General features: G+C 68.6%; 15 protein-coding genes and 1 pseudogene. 1 reads left to right on the plus strand and 15 read right to left on the minus strand.

Annotated features, from left to right (window positions below; translation table 11 throughout):
* Positions 1 to 280 precede the first annotated feature (280 nt).
* Positions 281 to 562: pseudogene (locus VARPA_RS30615) on the plus strand (IS21 family transposase); the annotation flags it as partial.
* 116 nt (positions 563 to 678) lie between these two features.
* Here the strand turns inward: VARPA_RS30615 and gmd are convergent.
* The 15 genes from gmd to VARPA_RS14390 form a co-directional block, all read right to left on the minus strand.
* Complete coding sequence (gmd, locus tag VARPA_RS14325; protein ID WP_013541288.1) at positions 679 to 1716, minus strand: GDP-mannose 4,6-dehydratase; 1038 nt, start codon at positions 1714 to 1716, stop codon at positions 679 to 681.
* A gap of 31 nt (positions 1717 to 1747) precedes the next feature.
* Positions 1748 to 3253 (minus strand): mannose-1-phosphate guanylyltransferase/mannose-6-phosphate isomerase, encoded by a 1506-nt coding sequence (locus VARPA_RS14330; RefSeq protein ID WP_013541289.1) that lies wholly within the window; start codon positions 3251 to 3253, stop codon positions 1748 to 1750.
* 92 nt (positions 3254 to 3345) lie between these two features.
* Positions 3346 to 4038 (minus strand): sensor histidine kinase, encoded by a 693-nt coding sequence (locus VARPA_RS14335; protein WP_013541290.1) that lies wholly within the window; start codon positions 4036 to 4038, stop codon positions 3346 to 3348.
* A 51-nt stretch (positions 4039 to 4089) separates the two neighbouring features.
* The gene (locus tag VARPA_RS14340) at positions 4090 to 4857 is read right to left on the minus strand and encodes a response regulator (protein WP_013541291.1); all 768 of its coding nucleotides are present in this window, start codon (positions 4855 to 4857) and stop codon (positions 4090 to 4092) included.
* 53 nt (positions 4858 to 4910) lie between these two features.
* Positions 4911 to 5090, minus strand: a complete 180-nt coding sequence (locus tag VARPA_RS31095) for a hypothetical protein (RefSeq protein WP_013541292.1) — start codon at positions 5088 to 5090, stop codon at positions 4911 to 4913.
* Positions 5087 to 6148, minus strand: a complete 1062-nt coding sequence (gene galE / locus VARPA_RS14345; RefSeq protein ID WP_013541293.1) for a UDP-glucose 4-epimerase GalE — start codon at positions 6146 to 6148, stop codon at positions 5087 to 5089. The genes VARPA_RS31095 and galE overlap by 4 nt, the downstream gene beginning before the upstream one ends.
* A complete protein-coding gene (locus tag VARPA_RS14350) occupies positions 6145 to 7440 on the minus strand; it encodes a glycosyltransferase WbuB (protein WP_013541294.1) in 1296 nt (431 codons plus the stop codon). Before VARPA_RS14350 ends, galE begins: the two co-directional genes overlap by 4 nt.
* A gap of 38 nt (positions 7441 to 7478) precedes the next feature.
* The gene (locus VARPA_RS14355; RefSeq protein ID WP_013541295.1) at positions 7479 to 8738 is read right to left on the minus strand and encodes a polysaccharide biosynthesis protein; all 1260 of its coding nucleotides are present in this window, start codon (positions 8736 to 8738) and stop codon (positions 7479 to 7481) included.
* The gene (locus VARPA_RS14360; protein ID WP_013541296.1) at positions 8735 to 9688 is read right to left on the minus strand and encodes a hypothetical protein; all 954 of its coding nucleotides are present in this window, start codon (positions 9686 to 9688) and stop codon (positions 8735 to 8737) included. The genes VARPA_RS14355 and VARPA_RS14360 overlap by 4 nt, the downstream gene beginning before the upstream one ends.
* A 29-nt stretch (positions 9689 to 9717) precedes the next feature.
* Complete coding sequence (locus tag VARPA_RS14365) at positions 9718 to 10746, minus strand: hypothetical protein (RefSeq protein WP_013541297.1); 1029 nt, start codon at positions 10744 to 10746, stop codon at positions 9718 to 9720.
* On the minus strand, positions 10743 to 11837 hold the full coding sequence (locus VARPA_RS14370) for a glycosyltransferase (RefSeq protein ID WP_013541298.1): 1095 nt from the start codon (positions 11835 to 11837) through the stop codon (positions 10743 to 10745). Before VARPA_RS14370 ends, VARPA_RS14365 begins: the two co-directional genes overlap by 4 nt.
* Before the next feature lie 23 nt (positions 11838 to 11860).
* Positions 11861 to 13225: a hypothetical protein gene (locus tag VARPA_RS14375; RefSeq protein ID WP_013541299.1), complete on the minus strand. Its 1365-nt coding sequence runs from the start codon at positions 13223 to 13225 to the stop codon at positions 11861 to 11863.
* A gap of 28 nt (positions 13226 to 13253) precedes the next feature.
* On the minus strand, positions 13254 to 14234 hold the full coding sequence (locus VARPA_RS14380) for a GDP-L-fucose synthase family protein (protein ID WP_013541300.1): 981 nt from the start codon (positions 14232 to 14234) through the stop codon (positions 13254 to 13256).
* Positions 14235 to 14298: 64 nt separating this feature from the next.
* Positions 14299 to 15015 carry a sugar transferase gene (locus VARPA_RS14385; RefSeq protein ID WP_013541301.1) on the minus strand — a complete coding sequence of 239 codons (717 nt, stop codon included), beginning with the start codon at positions 15013 to 15015 and terminating at the stop codon, positions 14299 to 14301.
* Positions 15012 to 17288 (minus strand): polysaccharide biosynthesis tyrosine autokinase, encoded by a 2277-nt coding sequence (locus tag VARPA_RS14390; RefSeq protein ID WP_013541302.1) that lies wholly within the window; start codon positions 17286 to 17288, stop codon positions 15012 to 15014. The genes VARPA_RS14385 and VARPA_RS14390 overlap by 4 nt, the downstream gene beginning before the upstream one ends.
* Between the last annotated feature and the right edge of the window lie 43 nt (positions 17289 to 17331).

Here is a 17331-nt window from a genome sequence, read left to right on the forward strand (position 1 = left end):
GCTCCACTGAGCATCCGGTTGGCCGAAAAAATCGAGTGCCGACAAGGGTAGTTGTTCCCTGTCGTATCGCATGCCGTCGCGGTCGCTCACCTTGTAGGGCTTGTCCTTGGGCTTTAGGGCCCCCCAGCGTTTTGTCGGGGAGACCAGGCAAAGCGGGCTCCAGGTTGGATTCGATGTTGATACCGCCAACCTGCTTGACGGTATAGCGAGCCGCGATTTTTCGCGACCCCAAACCATACCGTCACCCACCGACAACAAGCCCAAGATCCAGAGATCGATCGAGGCATTCCAATCTGACTGGAGCGAGGACTGGGCGGTGATCGCCGGCGAGCGCACCAAGCTGCAGGTCGCGCATCTCAAGCTCAGCCATAGCCGAGCATTCAGCGTCCGTGCCTACCTATTGCAGACCCACAAGATGCTGTTCGACAGCGCACAACCATATCTTCCGCATGCTGGGCGGCGTGCCCAAGCGTGGGATCCACGACAACATGAAGACGGCCGTGGACAAGGTTCGCGCCGGCAAGGATCGGGACGTCAACGTCGATTCAGTGCGATGGTGAGCAGCTTGTCGAGTTCGCGGCGAAAGCGCGATTCGGCGGTGGCGTCGGGGGAACCGATCAAATTCACGGTGTGGCTCATGCGCGGAAGGCTACGTGACGGCCGTGAACCTTGGCGCTGTCAGAACGAATGGCCTTCGCTGTTGCGCCGCAAGTCGGCTTCCACCATCATCGTGCACAGCTGCTCCAGGGTCGTCCGGGGCTCCCAGTCCAGTTTTTCCCTGGCATGCGTCGGATCGCCGATGAGCAGTTCCACTTCCGCGGGGCGATAGAACTTGTGGTTGATCTTCACCAGAACCTTGCCGGTCCTGTTGTCGATGGCGACCTCGTCCTGCGCCGTTCCTTCGAACCGGAGCTCATAGCCTGCGGCTCTGAATGCCATGTCGACGAACTCCCGGACCGTTTCCGTGCGGTTGGTGGCGAGCACATAGTTGTCCGGCTTCTCGGCCTGCAGCATGCGCCACATGCCGTCGACGTATTCCTTGGCATAGCCCCAGTCGCGCTTGGCGTCCAGGTTGCCCAGCGCCAGCACATCGAGCTTGCCCAGCTTGATCTTCGCCACCGCATCGGTGATCTTGCGCGTGACGAACTCGCGGCCGCGCAGCGGGCTCTCGTGATTGAACAGGATGCCGCTGCAACCGAAGATGCCGTAGCTCTCGCGGTAGTTGATGGTCATCCAGTGCGCAAAGAGCTTGGCCACGCCGTAGGGGCTGCGGGGATAGAAGGGCGTGTCTTCCTTCTGTGGAATGGCCTGCACGTTGCCGAACATCTCCGAGGTCGATGCCTGGTAGAACCTGATGCCGCGGTTCGTCAGGCGAATCGCCTCCAGCAGATGCAGGGCGCCCATGCCGGTGATCTGTGCGGTGGCTTCGGGCTGGTTGAAGCTCACGCCCACAAAACTCTGCGCCGCCAGGTTATAGACCTCGTCGGGCTCTGCGTCGCGGATCAGCGTGAGTGAGCTGCCCAGGTCGGTGAGGTCGTACTCCACCAGATGCAGGTCGGGGTGGTCCTGGATGCCCAGCGCCTCGATGCGCCAGAAGTTCACCGAACTGGTCCGGCGGTAGGTTCCGTAGACGGTGTAGCCCTTGGCCAGCAGCAGCTCGGCAAGGTAGGCCCCGTCCTGTCCGGTGATGCCTGTGACGACGGCGCGTTTTTTCATGGGTTCATTCGGGTAGATAAGCTGAGCCAGCTCAGGCCACCGCGCCAGCGGTGAGCGCAACGTGGGGCTGGGCCACGGGCTGTACCGCTGCCCAGGCGGGCACCTCGGGCACGTCGCGTACCTCCACCACCGGGCAGCGGCCGTAGGTGTCGTCGAAGCGCACGATGTCGTCTTCGCCCAGGTAGCTCCCGGTTTGCACCTCGATCACCTCCAGCATGGTCTTGCCCGGGTTCTCCAGCCGGTGGATGGCGCCGCAGGGCAGGTAGATCGACTCGTTCTCCCGCACCAGTTGCACAGCGCCGCCGCAGGTGGCCTTGGCCGTGCCCCGGACCACGATCCAGTGCTCGGCGCGATGGTGGTGCATTTGCAGCGACAGCTTGCAGCCGGGCTTGACGGTGAGGTGCTTCACTTGAAAGCGCTCGCCCGTGTCCACGCTGTCGTAAGCCCCCCAGGGCCGCACCACGCGGCGATGCTCGGTGGCCTCGGCCGTGCCTTCGCGCGCGAGCATGCGCACCACGTCGGCAACCTGTTCGGCGCAGTCCGCGCCCGCCACCAGCACCGCGTCGGGCGTGTCCACGATGATCAGGTCCTCGGTGCCCAGCGCCACCACCGGCCGGTGCGGCGCATGGACGAAGGTGTTGCGCGAATTCAGCACGCGGCCCTGGCCGCTCACGCGGTTGCCCGCCTCGTCGGCCGCGTGCAACTGGGCCACCGCGTTCCAGCTGCCCACGTCGCTCCAGGTGCCCTCGAAGCGCACGACCGCGACGCCGGCATGTTTTTCGAGCACCGCATAGTCGATGCTCTCGCCGCGGCAGCCCTCGAAGGCCTCGCGGTCCAGGCGCAGGAAGCTGCCGTCGACCGAGACCGCCGCGGCCGCGCGTTCGCAGGCCGCGAGGATGTCCGGCGCGTGCGTGCGCAGCGCCGCGACCAGCGTGCGGGCCTGCACCAGGAAGATGCCGGCGTTCCAGCAGTAGCCGCCATGCAGGATCAGCGATTCGGCCACCGACGCCGTCGGCTTCTCCACGAAACGCGCCACGACGCGGCTCTCGCCATGCCCGGTAGGTCCGGCCGCCTCGATGTAGCCATAGGCCGTGCTCGGAAAGCTGGGCGCCACGCCGAAGGTGACGATGCGGCCCGCCAGCGCCGCATCGACGCCTTCGCGCACCGTGGCCGCGAACAGCGCCGCGTCGGGAATGTGGTGGTCGGCGGGCGCGAACAGCAGCAGGTCGTCCGGCTCGGCCAGCAGCGCGGCCGCGGCCATGGCGGCGGCGGTGTTGCGCGGCGTCGGCTCCAGGATCTGCCGGCCCTCGGTCCTGGCGTTCTCCATCGCTTCGCGTACCAGGAAGCGATGGTCTTCCGAGGCTACGCAGGTGATGGTCCGGTTCAGTGCGGAGAGCCGCTCGAGCGTGAGCTGCAGCAGGCTCTTGTTGCCGATCAGCGGCGCGAACTGCTTGGGCAGCGCCTTGCGCGACAGCGGCCACAGCCGCGTACCGCTGCCGCCGCACAGAAGCACCGGATGAATGGTGGGATCGTTCATGTTGACCAGCCTTTTTCGGAGTTGGTGAAGAAGAAGGAGCGGTTCGAAGCGGAAAGCTCGAAGCAAACCTGTGGGCGCCGGGGTGCCGCGCGCTACCGGGGCGACGCCAGGGCGGTTTCGGCGGCGGGCGGCATGCGTTCGAGCGGCAGGGTCACGCTCACCCGCAAGCCGCGTGGCGACAGGTTCGCGATGCTGATGCCGGCGCCAATGGCTTCGGCGCGCGCGCGCATGTTGCGCAGCCCCCCGGCCTTGGGGCGCGCCGCGCCGGGTTCGTGCCGGCCGGAGCCGGGCAGCCCGCGGCCGTCGTCTCGCACCTCCAGCGCGAGCATGCCGTCTGCGCCATCTGTGCCGTCCCTGGCGAGCCGCACGTGCACATGGCGGGCGCCGGAGTGGCGCAGCGCATTGGCAAGCGCCTCCTGCACGATCTTGCAGAGTTCGTGATTCGTGCGGCAGTCGTCGTCTCTTGCCGCGGACGGGAGGTCGGACACCTGCCACTGGAACGCGATGCCGCTGCGCCTGAAGGCCGGCTCGAAGCGGTAGCGAAGGTTGCCCAGCATTTCGCCGAGCGACATGCATTCGGCGCTGAGCCCGTCCACGGTCATCTGCAACTCGAGCAGGCATTCCTGCAGGCCGTGCGCGATCTGCCTGTTCGCATGGCCGTGCGGAGGAAGGCTGGCCAGCAGCATCATCAGGCGCGAGGCAACGCCGTCGTGCAGGTCGTTGGCGATCCTCTGTCGCTCGGCCAGCGTGGCCGAGAGGACCGGGTCATATGCTTCGGATGGCATGAGGAAACTCCCGTTTCGGATCGGAGGGTGCGGCGCGCCAGGTCCCGCCGCTCAGATGAGGCCGGTGTGAACGGCGAAGTTCACGGCCTGCGCGCGCGAATGCACATGCAGCTTCTTGTAGATGCTCTTGATGTGCACGTTGACCGTCTGCCAAGTGATGCCTAGCCGCTCGCCGATTTCGGCCGACACGTAGCCGCAGGCCACGAAGCGCAGGATCTCGCTCTCGCGCGGCGTCAGCGTCGCGTCGCGCCCGGGCTGTCGAGGCGGCGGCGCGTGGCCGGCGGGATCACCCTGGTGCGCGTGACGATGGTTGTTGTTGAGCCGGTGCAGCAGCCGCCGCGCAAGCCGGGGCGTGATGGCGGCGCCGCCGTTCACCACATGCAGCACCGCCTCGGCAAAACTCTGGAGCCACGCGTTCTTGAGCAGGTAGCCCGTGGCGCCGAGTTCGAAGGCGCGCAGCACGTGCGAATCGTCCTCGAGCGCCGAGATCACGATGATCTCGCCGTTGCTCTGGTGGCTGCGCGCTTCGCTGATCAGCTCGAACCCCATGCCGTCGCTCAGCCGCAGGTCGACCATCAGCACGTCGAACTCGTGCCGGGCCAGCAGCTTGCGCCCCTCGCGGATGCTGTCGGCCTGGCCTTCGAGCTGGATGCGCATGTCCGACAGCAGTTCCTGGGCGATCACCCGGCGCACGAACTCGTCGTCGTCGATCAGCAACACCCGCACCGGTGCGGTTTCCTGGCCGGTGAGGAAATCCGGCCATGGCATCGCCGTCGGCACGCAGACGCCTGCGGCGTACCCCGAGCGGCGATCGGCCATCGCGACAGGAGGTTTCTCACTGGAAATTGGAATCGAACTGTTATCAAACATTGTCAATGCCCCAGGTTGGTGAGTTGGCAAACGATTGTTTTAGCAACAAAAAGATAACAAGGCACCTCTTTTTGGCTGGGAATGGCGCTTTGGTTCACTCGCACTTTGGCGTACACCGTCTGGCGTGGAACCAAGTCGGTGCACGCGGTTCTGGTTTTTTCGGAGGCGGTGCGGGCGGTCATGCGGCCGCCAGTCTTTTTGCGGTGAGCTCGGGAGACGGGTCGTCGAAGCCGCGCGGGTTCGCGAGCTGCCAGCGCCAGCAGTCCGCGCACATCTGGTCCAGGTTGCGGCGCGCGCGCCAGCCGAGCCGGTCACGGGCATGCTGCACGTCCGCCCAGTAGGCGGCGGCATCGCCGGGACGGCGTGGCCCGATGTGCACCGGGATCTCCCGGCCCGCGGCTCGTTCGAACGCGGCGATCACCTCCAGCACCGACGCGCCGCGGCCCGTGCCCAGGTTGACCGTGAGGAGCCCCCGGTGCGTGGCCGCATACCGCAGCGCTGCCAGGTGGCCCTCGGCCACGTCCATCACGTGCACGTAGTCGCGCACGCCGGTGCCGTCGGGTGTCTCGTAGTCGTTGCCGTGCACCACCACATGCCCGCGCCCGCCCACCGCGACCTGCGCGACGTACGGCAGCAGGTTGTCGGGCGGACCGTGCGGGTGCTCGCCCAGGAGGCCGCTCTCGTGCGCGCCGATGGGGTTGAAGAAGCGCAGGCATGCGATGCCCCAGCGCTGGTCGGCCCGGGTGAGGTCCGCGGCCATGCGCTCGACCATCTCCTTGGTGCGCCCATAAGGATTGACGGCCGCATACGTCGCGCTCTCCCGGATGGGCGAGTGCTGGTTGTCGCCGTAGACGGTGGCCGAGGACGAGAAGATCAGCGTGCGCACCCCCGCCCGTTCCATGGCGCGGATCAGCGCGAGGCTGCCCGCCACGTTCACGTCGTAGTAGCCGATCGAATCGCTCACCGACTGGCCGACCGCCTTCAGCCCCGCGAGATGCATCACCGCGTCGAACCCATGCTCGGCGAATGCGCGGTCCAGCGCCACCGGATCGCGCACATCTCCGCGCACCAGCGGCGGCTCCACGCCGGTGATGTTCGCCACGCGCTGCAGCGAGCGCGGGTCGCTGTTGACCAGCGTGTCCAGCACCACCGGGCGCAAGCCGGCCTCGATCAGCGTCACGCAGACGTGGCTGCCGATGAAGCCAGCGCCGCCGGTCACCAGGATCTTGGGGTGGCTCATCCCTTGGCTCCCAGCGAAGAAGGGGTGACGGCCACGGCTTCGGTGCCGGCCACGCAGCGAAACATCTCTTGCTCGAAGCGCGACAGGATCGCGTGCTGGTCGAGTTCCGATTCGGCGAACGCCCGGCCCGCCGCGCCCAGCGCCTCGCGCACCGAGGGCGAGAGCGCGAGCTGCTCGATGGCATCGGCCAGCACGGCCGCATCGCCCGGCGCCACCACGATGCCGCGGTCGGCCATCACGCGGCTGAGCTCGGTGCCGCGGTTCGCGGTGACGATCACCGCCTTGCCGCTCGCCAGCATGCCGGCAAGCTTGGAAGGCATGACGAGGTCCGCGGCATCAGCGCGCTGCGGCAGCACATGGATGTCGGCCGTGCCCAGCAGCTCGTTGAGCCGCTCGGCCGGCTGCAGGTCAAGGAAGTGCACGTTGCGAAGGCGGATGCAGGCGGACATCAGCGGGCCGCGGCTCGGCCCGTTGCCGCAGATCACGAAATGGATGCTGCGCGCATGCGCCAGTTGCTGCGCGGCTTCGCCCAGCAGTTCGATGCCCTGCTTGGAGCCGAGGCTGCCCGCATAGAGCACGACCACCGCGTCGGCTGGAATGCCCAACTCGGCCCTGTAGCCGCGAACCGCGGTGCTTTCCGGACTTTCCGCGGATGCGGCACCCGGGCGGATCGCCGACACATCCACCCAGTTCGGAAACAGCACCAGCCGGGCTTCCTCGATGCCCTTGCCCCGGGCCTTCTCGACCATGGCGCCCGAGATGGTGGAGACGCGGTTGAACCGGGTGAGCAGCCAGCGCTCGAGCGACAGCGCAAAGCGCCGTACGCCGGCGCCGCGCACCCAGCCCAGGCCGAAGGCCGCATCGACCTCGTAGTCCTGGATGTGCAGCCACGACTTGATGCCCAGCAGCTTCGAGAAGAACAGCACCGCGGGCGCGCAGAACAGCGGCGGCTCCACCACGAAGACGAGGTCGGGCTTCCAGCGTGCCTGCGCCAGCAAGAGCGGCATGCTCGACAGCATGAAGGAGAACAGGTGCGCCATGCGCCCCAGCGTGCGCGGCCGCGCGGGCACCCAGGTCGGCGCGCGCCACACGGTGATGCCGTTGATGTCGCTCTTGCGGTAGGCCCAGGACGAGTGCCCCTCGAACACCTTCCATTGCGGAAAGGAGGGCGGCGCCGCGATCACGCGCACCTCGTGGCCCTGGCCCGCGAGCCATTCGGCCATCTCTCCGGAGTACTTGCCGATGCCCGCGAGCTCTGGCATGAAATTCATCGAATACAGCAGGATTTTCACGGGCGCCTTTCAATGGTCTTTGTGGTTCTTGGCGGTTTTCAATGGGCCTGGCGCAGCAGGCGAAGCAACGGAAAGAAGCCGAACAGCGCACGCATGCGCAGCTCGTACAGCAGCAGGTCGGAGAAAAAGGCGGCGAAGAACACGTAGTGCGGCCGGCCGGGAAAGAGCGCGATCACGGCGCCGTAGGAGGCCATGCGCAGCGCCACCTCCAGCAGCGCCCAGCGTCCGAGCAAGCCCATCGGCGTGTTGAGCGCCAGCACCATTTCGTGATGGACCGTGTAGGTGCGCAGCAGGAAGTAGGGCGCGATGCACACGAAGATGCCCAGCGCCTCGCCGCCGACCTTCAGCAGCGGCGCGGCCACCGCCAGCACGCCCGCGAGCAGCGCGAAGAGCACGCAGCCGAGCAGGAACGAATGCCGCGCGAGCCGCAGCGTCGCGGCGGCGGCCGCACCGCCCGAGGTCGCGTTCAGCATGGCCGGCGTCTTGGTGACCAGAAAGGCCTGCACGAACTGCGAGGGCGCTTCGGCCAGCAGGAAGGCCAGCTTGAACGCACCCACGTAGCCCAGCGGCATGAAGAGGGCGACGACCAGCAGGTCCGACTTGCGCAGAAGGAAAGTGAGCAGCGCATACACCGTGGCATGGGCTTGCGAGGGGAGGCCGAGCGCGGGCTTTCCGGCCGGCGGCGCCGGGCCGTTCATCGGCAGGCCGATGGCCGCGCCCACGAGCACGAAGGCGACCAGGTTGATGGCCAGCAACTGCGCCACGCCGATCTCGGCATTGAACGCGGCGAGCGCGGCCACGCCCAGCACCAGCAGCGTCGAGCGCAGGCCCGACTCCAGGTTCAGCAGCCCCGCGATGCCCAGGCCCCGGCTGTACGACAGGCGCAGGCTGTTGAACGCGAAGACCGCGAGCGTCGCCGCGATCAGCGCGAAGGGCATGCCCATCACCGGCAGCCGCTGCGCGCTCACGATGACGGCCGCGAGCGCGAGGGCGAGCGGCAGCCCGATGGCCAGCGTGCGCACCATGTCGCCGCGCGTCACGGCGGGCGGAACCTTCGCGGCGTTGCGGGAGAACAGCAGCGCGCTCCCCAGCGTTCCCACCACCAGCGCCACTTCGAGCACCGACTGGTAGATCGAGTACTCGCCGAAGCGCGCGGGCGCGACCTGGGCCGCCATGAGAAAGATCGCGAGAAACCCCGACAGGTACACATAGAGCCGCGAGGCGAGCGCACCCAGCCCCAGGCGCCGCGCGATGCGAGCGCCCGGCAGGGCGAACGAGGCTCCGGCGGACGGCTTCATGGTGCGTTCCGGTCCGCGGGAAATTCCGCCGGCGCGGCGGCGAAGCTGGGCGCATCCGCCGCGCGCCGGACCCGCATCGCCAGGCCGAATGCGGCGTTCTTCGACCGGCGCGCCATCTGCAGCGCCCAGGTCAGCGCCGCGACGCTGCGCACCCGGCCGTGCAGCGCAAGCCGCATCGCGCGCTTGGCGGAGCCCTGGAAATGCAGCGCGAGCACCCGCACCGCATCGCCGGCGTGCGTCTCCAAGCAAGGCCGGCCGTCGACGAACGCGAGGCGCTTGGCCCCGCCGCGAACGTGGAACTCCTGTGCGAGATGGTTGGTTCCGCCGTTGATGTTGTGGTCGATCACCTGGCCCTCGAACACCCGGTTGATCGGCGCGGCGTTGCCCGTGGCCTGCGCCCACAGGTAGAGCAGCGTCATGTCCGAGACGCCGCCGCGCACGCCGCGCGCCGCGAAGCGCTCGGCGATGTCTCGCAACTGCTGCAAGCCCATCGGGGTGGTGTAGGTCTCGATGAGGCAGGCGACGAAATCGTGCAGCGCCGTCGCCTTCCAGTAGCTCACGTGCGGCGAGATCTGGCAGGGGTTCCAGCCGTCGGCCGGCCGGATGAAGGAGCCGGAGAACCCGGCGCCTCCCACCAGCTTCGCGATGTGCGCGCCGGCGCCGCGAAACAGCAGCACGTCGCTGTCGATCAGCACGAATTCGCGGCACTCGGGATGCGCCGCCAGGTAGCCGGCCAGGATGAAGTAGCGCCGAAAGCAGATCTTCTCGAACTCGGGCGTGTTGCTCGACAGGTGCACATAGGCCTGGCAGAAGCGCTTGTACGCATAGCCGGCCTCGATCTCGCCCAGCACGAGCAGGCGTTCGTCCGCGCGCAGGGCCGCCTCGCGGCACAGGCGCAGCGTGTCGTTCTGACGGTCTTCCACGACGATGAAGGCAGGGGTGTTGTTCATGGCGGGGCGGTGGTTGTCGAACGGGGTGTTCAGGGCCGCGGCGCGGTGGCGCTGCGCACCAGGGCCACGTGCGCGGGCAGGAAATGGAAGTTGCTGTCCAGCGGCAGGTCCAGCGTGAGCATTCCGCCGGCGGCGGTCGCGTCGCCGATCCAGCCGCGCAGCCGCGCGGCCGAGAAGCGCGCCGTGCTCGGCCGGCCCCAGTGCGTGCCCAGCGGCGTGAGCACATGCAGCCTCAGCTCGGACGGCGGCGACACGAGGCGCGCGGTGGGCTGCAGGTACTCGCCCGCCATGAGGTTCTGGCAGGGCGCGCTCTTGAGGCTGAAGCGCGCCTGCCCCTCGCCGGCGTTGAAGGCCAGCCAGCGGTTCGATGCGCCGCTGCGGGCGGCCGCGCACAGCTTGCCCCAGTCGTCCGCCGTCATGCCGGTGGTGTTGTAGACGCCGTCGAACCACCAGCCGGTGGCGAGCGGGCCGTAGTGGTCCGACCAGTCCTTGATCACCGCCGACCACGCGGCGATGAAGCGCGGCGGCGGCGGCAGTTGCTCCGAAACATCGCCCAGGCATTCCATGAGGTACGGGTCCGCTTGGGGCGCTCGGAACGGCAGGTACAGGATGAGCGCGATGTCCCGGCGCTGCAGCGCGCGGCCGATCGCCAGGGGCAGGTCGCGCGGCGCGCGGTTCCTGGCGCTGCGCGGGCACAGCGTTTCCAGCGCGGCATTCGGCGCGATGTACTGGCCGTTGTTCTGCCCGAGCGTGAGGATGAGGTAGCTCGCGCGCATCTCGGCGAGCGAGTCCGCCAGCGCCTCGGCGTCGAAGCGCGCGAGTTCGCCGGCGGACTGCTTGTCGGGCAGGTAATGCACCATCACGCCGAAACTGGGGGCGGGCGGGCCGGCCTTGCCGGGTTCAGGGGAGGGAGCGGCTGGAGCGGGGACGACCCGTTGAACCTTGAGCGCTCCCGCCTGCGCAGGCATGTGCCATGCCCACGCGGCCATCGCGAGCGCGACGGCGGCGAGCCCGCGAAGCAGAACGGGAGCGACCCATGGGCACACGCGTTTCGTCATTGCATCGCCTCCGTCAGCGGAGCGGGCCGGCGCTTCAGCGTGAAGTAGCTTGCGGCCACCGCGCTCGGCACGCAGTCGCGCGAGTGCTGCCAGGTCGGGCGCGTGCGCTGGTGGTCGGCGAGGTAGCGCCCGACCGGTGCGAGATCGCAGCGCTCGCTGCCGATGAAGAAGGCGTAGCCGGAGAACAGCTCCCGGTGCACCGGAATGTCCGAGAGCAGCAACGGCACGCCCAGCGTGGCCGCCTCGGCCGCCGAGAGGTTGAAGCCCTCCGAGGTGGACAGCGAGATGAACGCCGCCGCCCCGCGGTACAGCCGGAACAGTTCGTCGCGCGGAACCAGTCCGCGGTGCCGCACGCTGCCCCGCAGGGCCGGCGCCTGGGCGGCGATCATCCGTTCGATCTCGGCCGCGCCGTTGCCGGTGATGTCGAGGTGGTCGACCAGGCCTTCGCGCTTCATGCGCTCGAACAGCTTCAGGATGCCGCCGAAGTTCTTGTGCGGGTAGTAGTGGTAGGCCGCGATCAGGTAGCGGTCGCCCTGCGTGCGGGCGCCGTCGGCGGCGTTCTCGCGGCTGCGGCCGCCCGGTCCCGCGTCCACCGGATTGAAGATCACCGCCGGTCGTGCGCAGCGCGCGAAGTGCCGCTCGAAATCTTCCTGGCTGCTCCTGCTGATGAACACCACGTCGGCCGCGCTGCGCGCAAGGCGGCGCAGGTTCCAGTCGAGCCACAGGCGCTTGGCCGGCGTGAAGTACTGCGGGTGGGACTTGTACTGCAGGTCGTGCACCACCACGATCGAATCGGTGTGGCGCCCGAAGGGCGAGAACGGCAGGAAGTAGTTGGGGAAGAGCGAGAACATCCGCTCGCCCGAGAACCATGCGCGCACGCGGTGGAAGTTGTAGAGCAGGATGTCCAGCACGAAGCGGCTGATGCGCAGCCGGCGCGCCGCCGCATAGACGAGCGGATGGCGCTCGCTCACCGGCTGCACCTGGTCGTCGGGCGACAGGCGCATGCTGCGCAAAAGCACTTCGGACACGTTGAGCACGCCGCCCGCCGACCGGTTCAGCCGGATGGTGTCGTAGAAGAGATAGGTGGCCATGGGCGCTTTTCCTTCTCCGTCTTTCACGCGGCGGGCGCGCCGGCGCGCGCCGCATCGAGCGCCGGCTCCGCGCCCGTTTCGCGCGCCGCTTCCCGCACCGGTACGCGCACCGTGCGCCGGAACCACGAACTCAGGCTGCCCGCGACCAGCGCCGCGATCAGCCCCGAGGCCGCGAACGGCCCCCAGCCGAGGATCGGGCCGCGCATGAACGGCACGTAGGCCGCGAGCATCACCAGCGCGCACAGGTAGGTGGCGGTCAGCGCGCGGCGCGGATCGACGATGCGGTCGACCCAGCGAAAGCCCGCCGAGATCGCGAAGCCCAGCAGCGCCGGCCCCAGCAGCCCGAAGTCGAAGTACGCGGTGGCGAACGGCGGCAGCGACAGGTTGCGCTGCGAGAAATTGGCGGCCACCGCCGACCAGCCGAGCGGGTCGAAGCCGGGAAACATCTTCAGGTCGCGCGGCAGGAAGAACGACACGGCCGACAGCAGGTAGCGCCCGAGGCCGGCGTCGGGCGAGGGCGCGCGCTCCAGGAGGCCCGCAATGACGAACATCGCGTCGAAGTCCTGGCTGAACGGAAACGACTCCAGGCCCGCGCCCCACATGGCGTCGCGCGAGATCAGGTTCAGCACCGGGCCCAGGCCCGCGATGGCGCCGAAGACCACGGCCGACAGCATCCAGCGGTGGCTGCGCGCAATGGCATGGATGAGCAGCGGCAGGAGCCCGATGAGGATGATCTGGCGCGCCGTATTGACAGGGTTCGCGGCCAGGGCGGCCAGCGCGAATGCCAGGCCCGCCGCGCACCAGGCGCCCAGCGTGCGCTGGCGCACCGCGTGGATCGCCAGCGCCACGAAGCACATCAGCACCACCAGTTTGGGAATCGTGGAATAGACGATGAAGTCGATCGGCAGGCTGTCGTCGTCCGCGACCACGCCGCGCGCCACGAAGTTGAGGTCGGGCCGGATGAACAGTGCCGCGAACGCCGCGAGCGAGCAGCTCAAAAGCAGCAGAAAGGGATGGGCCACGCCCGCGCCGCGATCGGCACCACGCAGCGCCCGCGCCGGCGGATGCGCGGGCGTGCCCAGGCGCGCGGCCTCCACGCCGGCCATGTACAGCAGGAGCAGCATCAGCGCCTGCGTGTGCGCCGCGCTGCCGAGGATGCCCACTTCCCAGAAGTCGACGTCCGCGGCGATCTGCATCGCCGGGGCGAGCGAGAAGTAGATGAGAACCACCGTGTAGTGGATCAGCAGGAACACGCTGTCGCCCGCGGCGCCGAGCATCGACAGCTGCACCGCCGCCAGCACGAACACGGCCCAGTAGCCCCAGACCGGGTCGACCAGCCCGCAGAGCAGGGCAGCGGCGATGCCGCACCAGAAGGTGAGGGTTCTCATGGCTGCTTCCGTGTGGTGTGCGCGCGCGTCAGGCGTGCTCGGCGATCGCGTCGACCGGCCGCGTGGCCTTCTGGTAGTCCGCGTAGGTGCGGCGCAGGCCCTCGGCCAGCGGCACCGTGGCGCGCCAGCCGAAGGTGGCGGCGCGCGACACGTCCAAGAGCTTGCGCGGCGCGCCGTCGGGCTGCGCGAGGTCGTAGCGGATGCTGCCCTCGTAGCCCACCGTCTCGCGGATCTGCTCGACCAGCTCGGCGATCGACACGTCCTCGCCGGTGCCCAGGTTGATGTGGCCGCGCATCGGGTCGGTGTGCTGGTCGTAGGCCGCGCGCGGCAGGTTCATCACATCGAGGCAGCCTTCGACCATGTCGTCCACATACAGGAACTCGCGCCGCGCGCGGCCGCTGCCCCAGATCAGCACGCTCGGTGCGCGGCTGATCTTGGCCAGGTGGAAGCGCTGGATCAGCGCGGGCACCACATGGCTGTTCTCCAGGTGGTAGTTGTCGCCGGGGCCGTAGAGGTTGCTCGGCATCACGCTGCGGTAGTCGATGCCGTGTGTGGCGCCGTACTGCCGGTTGTAGCTTTCGCAGAGCTTGATGCCCGCGATCTTGGCGATCGCATAGGGCTCGTTGGTGGGCTCCAGCTTGCCGGTGAGCAGCGCGTCCTCGCGGATCGGTTGGTCGGCCAGCCGCGGGTAGATGCAGCTCGATCCAAGAAACAGCAGCCGCTTCACGTCCGAGACGAACGCCTGGTGCGTGATGTTGGCCGCGATCAGCAGGTTCTCGTAGATGAACTGCGCGGGGTAGGTCATGTTGGCGTGGATGCCGCCTACCTTGGCGGCCGCCACGTAGACCTGGTCGATGCGCTCGGTCGCAAAGAAGCGCGCGACCGCCGCCTGGTCCAGCAGATCGAGTTCCGCGCGCGATCGCGTCACCACCTCGTGGCCGAGTTCGACCAGCCGCCTCGTGAGCGTCTGGCCCACCATCCCGCGATGACCTGCAACATAGATACGCATATCGTTCTTTCGGTGAAGGAGTTGATGAATCGGAGGAGAGGAAAAAATCTGTGACGGGGCTGGCTCAGCGCGAGCCGCGCGCTCCCGCGACGACGCCGAAGGTCTTCAGCACGATCGCCATGTCGCCCAGCACCGACAGCGTGGCCACGTACTCGGCGTCCATCGCCGCGCGGCGGCGGTAGCTCACCTCGTTGCGTCCGCTGATCTGCCAGAGGCCGGTGATGCCGGGGCGCACCGCGCAGTAGTGGTTCCAGTACGGCCCGTACAGGCCCTTCTGCGCGAACATGCAGGGGCGCGGGCCGACCATGCTCATGTCGCCCTTGAGCACGTTCCAGAACTGAGGGAACTCGTCGATGCTGTACTTGCGAAGGAACGCGCCCAGACGGGTGATGCGCGGGTCGTGCGCCAGCTTCTGGAACTTGTGCCACTCGCGCCGCGCGTCTTCGTTCTCGCGCAGGTGCCGCGCCAGCACCGCATCGGCGTCGGGCACCATGGTGCGGAACTTGTAGAAGCGGAACACCTTGCCGTTGCGGCCGTAGCGCGGCTGCATGTAGATGGCCGGGCTGCCCGAAGTGAGCAGCACGCCCGCCCAGATGAGCGCATAGGCCCAGCCGAAGCACACGAAGAAGGTGCCCGCCATGAGGATGTCCACCGCGCGCTTGCTGCCGCGCAGCAGCCGCGAGCCGCCCAGTGGTGCCGTCCCGCCGGCATGGGCGCCGGGCGGCGCGGCTGCGGACGAGGGCGCGCCGCTCCCCTGCGTTCCGGAGTGCAGCGTATTCATGATGCGGCGTGCTCCGGCTCGGGCCGGCGGGTGTGGCCGAGGGCCGGGTAGGCCTGCGGAGGGACGCGGTAGACGCCATATCCGTAGCCGTAGCTGCCGTAGCGCTGCTGCCGTGCGTCCAGCCCGTTGAGCACCACGCCGTGGAACGACGCGCCCACGTGTGCGAGCCGCTTGGCGCTTTCCAACAGGTCGCCCAGTTGGCTCTCGCCCGCGCGGGCCAGCAGCAGCAGCGTGCCCATGGCCGATGCCATCGCCACGGTTTCGGTCGCCCAAAGGATGGGGGGCGCATCGATGAGCACGATGTCGTAGCGCGCCGAAAGCGTGGCGAGCAATTGCGTGAACGCATCGCCCGCGAGGGCCGTGGCCGGGTCCTGCGGCAGCGTGCCGCTGGTGATCACGTCCAGGTGCGGCAGCACCTGCGCATGCGTGGCCTGCGAGAGCGTCGCGCTGCCGGCGATGAGCTCCGCGAGGCCCTTGTCATGCGCCAGCCCGAACTGCGCCGCGAGGCTGCCGCGGCGCACGTCGGCATCGATCAGCAGCACGCGCTTGCCCGAGGCCGCGAGCATGGCGGCCAGGTTCGCCGAGACGAAGGTCTTGCCCGCGCCCGGCGTGGCGCTGGTCAGCAGGATGCGGTTGTTCGGCGCCCCCAGCATCGTGAAGCGCAGCGTGGTGCGCAGCCGGCGCACGCCCTCCAGCGCCGCATCTTCCGGATGCAGCGCCGCGAGCACCTTCACGCCCGGCTTTCCCTGGCGGATGGCGCGGTCGAGGCGGGCCTGCTGCAGGCTGAGCGCGATCGTGCTGTAGACGTCCAGGCCGGTGTGCGCCTCGATCTCTTCGGGGCTGGCAACCGTGCGCTTGAGCGTCTTGCGCAGGATCGCGGTGGCCGCGCCGAGGAACAGGCCCGCCACCAGCGCGAGCGCCATCACGATGGCCGCCTTGGGCCGCACCGGCTTCTCGGGCAGCAGCGCGGGGTCGAGCACGCGGACGTTGCCGATCCTGCCTTCGCGCGCCAGCCGCATCTGCAGCGAACTGTTCAGCAGCGACGCATACAGGTCGGTGTTGACCTTGATGTCGCGCTGCATGCGCACCGAGTTCTGCTGCAGCATCGGCATGCGGCGGATGCGGCTGTCCACCGCGCCGAGTTCCCTGCGCAGCGAGGCGATCTGCGCATCCAGCGTCATCACCACCGGATGCTGGGCGGTGAAGCGGCTGGTGAGGTCCAGGCGCTTCAGGCGCGCATCGAAGAGCTTGGACTGCAGGTCGAGGTTCTGCGCGAGGGCGTTGCGGGCCTCGTCGTCCAGGCTGATGGTTCCGTTCTGGTTGCGGTACTGGTTGTAGACCTCCTCCGACTGCTCCAGCTGCTGCCTGAACTTCGGCAGCTCGGTGCCCAGAAAGTCGAGCGTGCGCTCGGCCTGCGCGGTCTTCTGGTCGATGTTCTGCCGCACGTAGAGGCGCGACACCTCGTTGAGCAGGTCGGTCAGCTGCGTCCGGTTGCCGGTCTGCCAGCTCACGTCCATCACGCCGGACTGCTTGCCTTTCTCGATCACGCGCAGGTCGTTCTGCAGCTCCAGCAGCACGAGCTGCCTGGAGCGGCGGGTGAGCTCGAAGGCGCCGCCGGGGCGGGCCTCGAACGAGCCCACCAGCAGGCGGATCGCGCCGCCCGGCACCGAGGCTTCGAGCGGCACGCCCACGCGTCCCTGCAGCGGTGTGGCGAGGTCCGGATGCGTGAGCGTGTAGCTGCCGTTCTCGCCGGCGGTGAGCAGGAAGCGCTTGCCTTCGAACGCCGGCGGCACGTCCATCTGCGCGACCGCGATCCGCTCGGTGCCGGTCACCCAGCCGCCCAGGCCGAGGAAGCCCGGGCTCGAGAGTTCGGTCGAATGCCGGGCGATGAAGTCGCCCACCAGCGGCAGGTAGTGCGGCTGCGCCTCGATGAAGAGGCGGGTGTTCTCGATCGCCTGGCCGAGCACCATGCGCGACTTCAGGATCTCGGCCTCGCCCGAGGTCGGCGTCTTCACGCTCACCCCGTTGACCGCGGCATCGGCGGGCGTGGAGGAGCGGTCGGCGTCCTCCACCTGGATCAGCACGTTCGCCTCGTACACCCGCGGCCCGAAGAGCGCGTAGCACGCGCCCACCAGCAGCGCCGCGGCGGTGATCGCGGCAATCAGCCATCGATGGTCGAGCAGGATGTCGATGTATTCCCTCGGCCCCGAGCGGGGCCGGTCGGGTTCCGCGCCCTGGGGTGCGGGAAGCGGGGGGTACCAGCGGGCGTTCATGGGGTCACCTTCTTTCCGTGTCGGGTGTGCGGGTGGGATGAGA

The organism is Variovorax paradoxus EPS (assembly GCF_000184745.1).
Lineage (GTDB): Bacteria > Pseudomonadota > Gammaproteobacteria > Burkholderiales > Burkholderiaceae_C > Variovorax > Variovorax paradoxus_C.

Excerpts from the sequence above, each read along its gene's own strand:
- gmd (WP_013541288.1), bottom strand. The coding sequence starts at position 1,716 with ATGAAAAAACGCGCCGTCGTCACAGGCATCACCGGACAGGACGGGGCC.
- VARPA_RS14330 (WP_013541289.1), bottom strand. The coding sequence starts at position 3,253 with ATGAACGATCCCACCATTCATCCGGTGCTTCTGTGCGGCGGCAGCGGT.
- VARPA_RS14335 (WP_013541290.1), bottom strand. The coding sequence starts at position 4,038 with ATGCCATCCGAAGCATATGACCCGGTCCTCTCGGCCACGCTGGCCGAG.
- VARPA_RS14340 (WP_013541291.1), bottom strand. The coding sequence starts at position 4,857 with ATGGCCGATCGCCGCTCGGGGTACGCCGCAGGCGTCTGCGTGCCGACG.
- VARPA_RS31095 (WP_013541292.1), bottom strand. The coding sequence starts at position 5,090 with ATGACCGCCCGCACCGCCTCCGAAAAAACCAGAACCGCGTGCACCGAC.
- galE (WP_013541293.1), bottom strand. The coding sequence starts at position 6,148 with ATGAGCCACCCCAAGATCCTGGTGACCGGCGGCGCTGGCTTCATCGGC.
- VARPA_RS14355 (WP_013541295.1), bottom strand. The coding sequence starts at position 8,738 with ATGAAGCCGTCCGCCGGAGCCTCGTTCGCCCTGCCGGGCGCTCGCATC.
- VARPA_RS14360 (WP_013541296.1), bottom strand. The coding sequence starts at position 9,688 with ATGAACAACACCCCTGCCTTCATCGTCGTGGAAGACCGTCAGAACGAC.
- VARPA_RS14365 (WP_013541297.1), bottom strand. The coding sequence starts at position 10,746 with ATGACGAAACGCGTGTGCCCATGGGTCGCTCCCGTTCTGCTTCGCGGG.
- VARPA_RS14370 (WP_013541298.1), bottom strand. The coding sequence starts at position 11,837 with ATGGCCACCTATCTCTTCTACGACACCATCCGGCTGAACCGGTCGGCG.
- VARPA_RS14375 (WP_013541299.1), bottom strand. The coding sequence starts at position 13,225 with ATGAGAACCCTCACCTTCTGGTGCGGCATCGCCGCTGCCCTGCTCTGC.
- VARPA_RS14380 (WP_013541300.1), bottom strand. The coding sequence starts at position 14,234 with ATGCGTATCTATGTTGCAGGTCATCGCGGGATGGTGGGCCAGACGCTC.
- VARPA_RS14385 (WP_013541301.1), bottom strand. The coding sequence starts at position 15,015 with ATGAATACGCTGCACTCCGGAACGCAGGGGAGCGGCGCGCCCTCGTCC.
- VARPA_RS14390 (WP_013541302.1), bottom strand. The coding sequence starts at position 17,288 with ATGAACGCCCGCTGGTACCCCCCGCTTCCCGCACCCCAGGGCGCGGAA.